The sequence below is a fragment of the Cyanobium sp. LEGE 06143 genome (assembly GCF_015207535.1).
Taxonomy (GTDB): domain Bacteria; phylum Cyanobacteriota; class Cyanobacteriia; order PCC-6307; family Cyanobiaceae; genus NIES-981.
On sequence record NZ_JADEWP010000254.1, the window covers coordinates 1 to 2,704 of the forward strand.

Sequence of the window (2,704 nt, forward strand, 5' to 3'; positions counted from 1 at the left end):
TAGTTGGACACCTCGTAGTGGCCATAGCCGGCCGCCCCCAGCGCGGCGCTGCTGAGCTCCATCAGGTCGGCGGCCAGATCGTCATCGGGCAGGGCCAGCCGGCCCTGCTCCAGGCGCCTCGCGAACACGGTGCCGGGCTCGATCGTGAGGTCGTACACCGAGAGGTGGGGAGCGCCCGTGGCGACCGCCTGGCGCAGCTGGTCTCGCCAACCCTCCAGGTTCTGGCCGGGCACCGCCTGGATCAGATCCAGGCTCCAGCTGGCCAGGCCGCCGTCGCGCCGGGCCTGGGCCAGCCAGCGGCAGGCCTGGCGCAGGTCGTGGCCGCTGTGGCGTCGCCCCAGCTGCTGCAGCACGGTGTCGTCAAAGCTCTGGCCACCGAGGCTCACCCGGTTCACGCCGGCGTCCAGGTAGGCCAGCAGGCGGGCGCGATCGAAGCTGGCGGGATCCAGTTCCAGGCTGATCTCCGCCCCTGGCACCAGCCCGAAGCGCCGCTCCAGGGCCTCCAGCAGCGCCCCCACCTGCTGCGGCTCCAGCAGCGAGGGGGTGCCGCCGCCCAGATACACCGTCGACAGTGGCGGCGGTGGCGGGCCCACGGGCCAGGGGGCCAGGGCGATCTCCCGCAGCAACAGCTCCAGGTAGGCCGCAATCGAGGCGGAACCGGGCTGGCCCTGGGCCGCCCCGGCCCGGTCGCCCAGGGGCACCACAGGAAAGTCGCAGTAGAAGCAGCGCCGGTGACAGAAGGGGATGTGCAGGTAGGCGCTGCGGGGGGGCAGGGCGGCGGACCCCAGCGGCCGCACCAACGGTGTGGAGGCGATCAAGTGCGGTTACCTCCGCAGGCCAAACCGGCGGGTTTCAGCCATGCTGCGCATTGGATCGCCCGGAGCTCGCCACACAGCGTCAATGGTGGACTCCCTCATCCTCATCCTGTTCATGATCTCCGGTGCCGCCGCCGGATGGCTGGGGGTGGACCTGCTGCCCAAGGCGATGCTGGCCGAGGTGGACAACCCCGAAGGCCTGCGCACGGTGCTGGGCGGCTTCGGGGCCTTCTTCGGGCTGATCGCCGGGGTGTTCTTCGGCCAGCTGCGCCGCAGCCTGATGCGCCAGGTGCGCAGCATGCCCACCGACCTGCTGGTCAGCCGCGCCGTGGGGCTGATTCTCGGCCTGCTGGTGGCCAACCTGCTGCTGGCACCGATCCTGCTGCTGCCCCTGCCCTGGGAGGTGGTGTTCGTGAAGCCCCTGGCGGCGGTGCTGAGCAACGTGTTTTTCGGCGTGTCCGGCTACAACCTCGCCGAGGTGCATGGCCGCACCCTGCTGCGCCTGTTCAACCCCAGCAGCACCGAGGCCCTGCTGGTGGCCGAAGGGGTGCTGCAGCCAGCCAGCGCCAAGATCCTCGACACCAGCGTGGTGATCGATGGGCGCCTGCGCGGCCTGCTCGACTCCGGTGTGCTGGAGGGCCAGGTGATCGTGGCCCAGTGCGTGATCGACGAACTCCAGGCCCTGGCCGATTCCAGCAACGCCGAGAAGCGCGGCCGCGGCCGCCGCGGCCTCAAGCTGCTCACCGAGCTGCGCGAGCAGTACGTGCGCCGCCTGGTGGTGAACAGCACCCGCTACGAGGGCAAGGGGGTGGACGACAAGCTGCAGGCCCTCACCGCCGACACCGGCGGCACCCTGCTCACCACCGACTACAACCTGGCCAAGGTGGCCGAGCTGAAGAGCCTCAAGGTGCTCAACCTCAGTGAGCTGGTGATCGCCCTGCGGCCCGAGGTGCAGCCCGGCGATGAGTTCCAGCTCAAGATCGCCCGTGAGGGCAAGGAGGCCGACCAGGGCGTGGGCTACCTGGATGACGGCACCATGGTGGTGGTGGAGGGAGCCCGCGAGAACATCGGCGAGCGCCTGCCGGTGGTGGTCACCGGCGCCCTGCAGAACCCAACCGGCCGCATCGTCTTCGCCCGGCGCGAGCCCGTGCTCCATGCCACCGCCAGCGAGGCGGGCAGCCATGGCAACGAGCGGGGGGGGGAGCGATCCACACCTCCCGCCAGCAAGCGCAAGCCGAGGGCCTCCCGCTAGGCTCCGATCCAGTGCCTGTCAGGGTCAACGGATGTCGGTGTCAGCTCCCTACTACGGCGATTCCGCCGTGATGCGCACACCGCCGCCGGACCTCCCCTCCCTGCTGCTCAAGGAGCGGATTGTGTATCTGGGCTTGCCGCTGTTCAGCGACGACGAGGCCAAGCGCCAGATGGGCATCGATGTGACCGAGCTGATCATCGCGCAGCTGCTCTATSTGGAGKTCGACAACCCAGACAAGCCCATTTTCTTSTACATCAACTCCACCGGCACCTCCTGGTTCACAGGCGATGCGATCGGCTTCGAAASCGAGGCCTTCGCCATTGCTGACACGATCAGTTATGTGAAGCCACCGGTGCACACCATCTGCATCGGCCAGGCGATGGGCACCGCGGCGATGATCCTCAGCGCCGGCACCAAGGGACAGCGGGCGGCCCTGCCCCACGCCACGATCGTGCTGCACCAACCCCGCAGCGGCGCCCGCGGTCAGGCCAGCGACATCCAGATCCGGGCCCAGGAAGTGCTGCACAACAAGCGCACCATGATGGGCATGCTGGCCACCAACACCGGCCGCAGCGTTGAGGAGCTCTCCCGCGACTCCGACCGCATGACCTACCTCACCGCCGACCAGGCCCTGGAG

The 2,704-nt window shown here is 69.3% G+C and carries 3 protein-coding genes; 2 read left to right on the plus strand and 1 reads right to left on the minus strand.

All coding sequences use genetic code 11. The features are described 5' to 3' along the window. Positions 1-818: coproporphyrinogen-III oxidase family protein (locus IQ216_RS13140; protein ID WP_228007514.1), on the minus strand; the 818-nt coding region annotated here is incomplete at its 3' end. Between the two features lie 82 nt (positions 819-900). Here IQ216_RS13140 and IQ216_RS13145 point away from each other — a divergent pair. Continuing rightward, positions 901-2,067: a PIN/TRAM domain-containing protein gene (locus IQ216_RS13145; protein WP_228007515.1), complete on the plus strand. Its 1,167-nt coding sequence runs from the start codon at positions 901-903 to the stop codon at positions 2,065-2,067. Positions 2,068-2,098: 31 nt separating this feature from the next. Next, the coding region (locus tag IQ216_RS13150) for an ATP-dependent Clp protease proteolytic subunit (protein WP_193815825.1) at positions 2,099-2,704 on the plus strand (606 nt) is incomplete at its 3' end.

Coding starts and splice junctions, on each gene's coding strand:
- IQ216_RS13145 (WP_228007515.1), top strand. CDS start 901: ATGGTGGACTCCCTCATCCTCATCCTGTTCATGATCTCCGGTGCCGCC.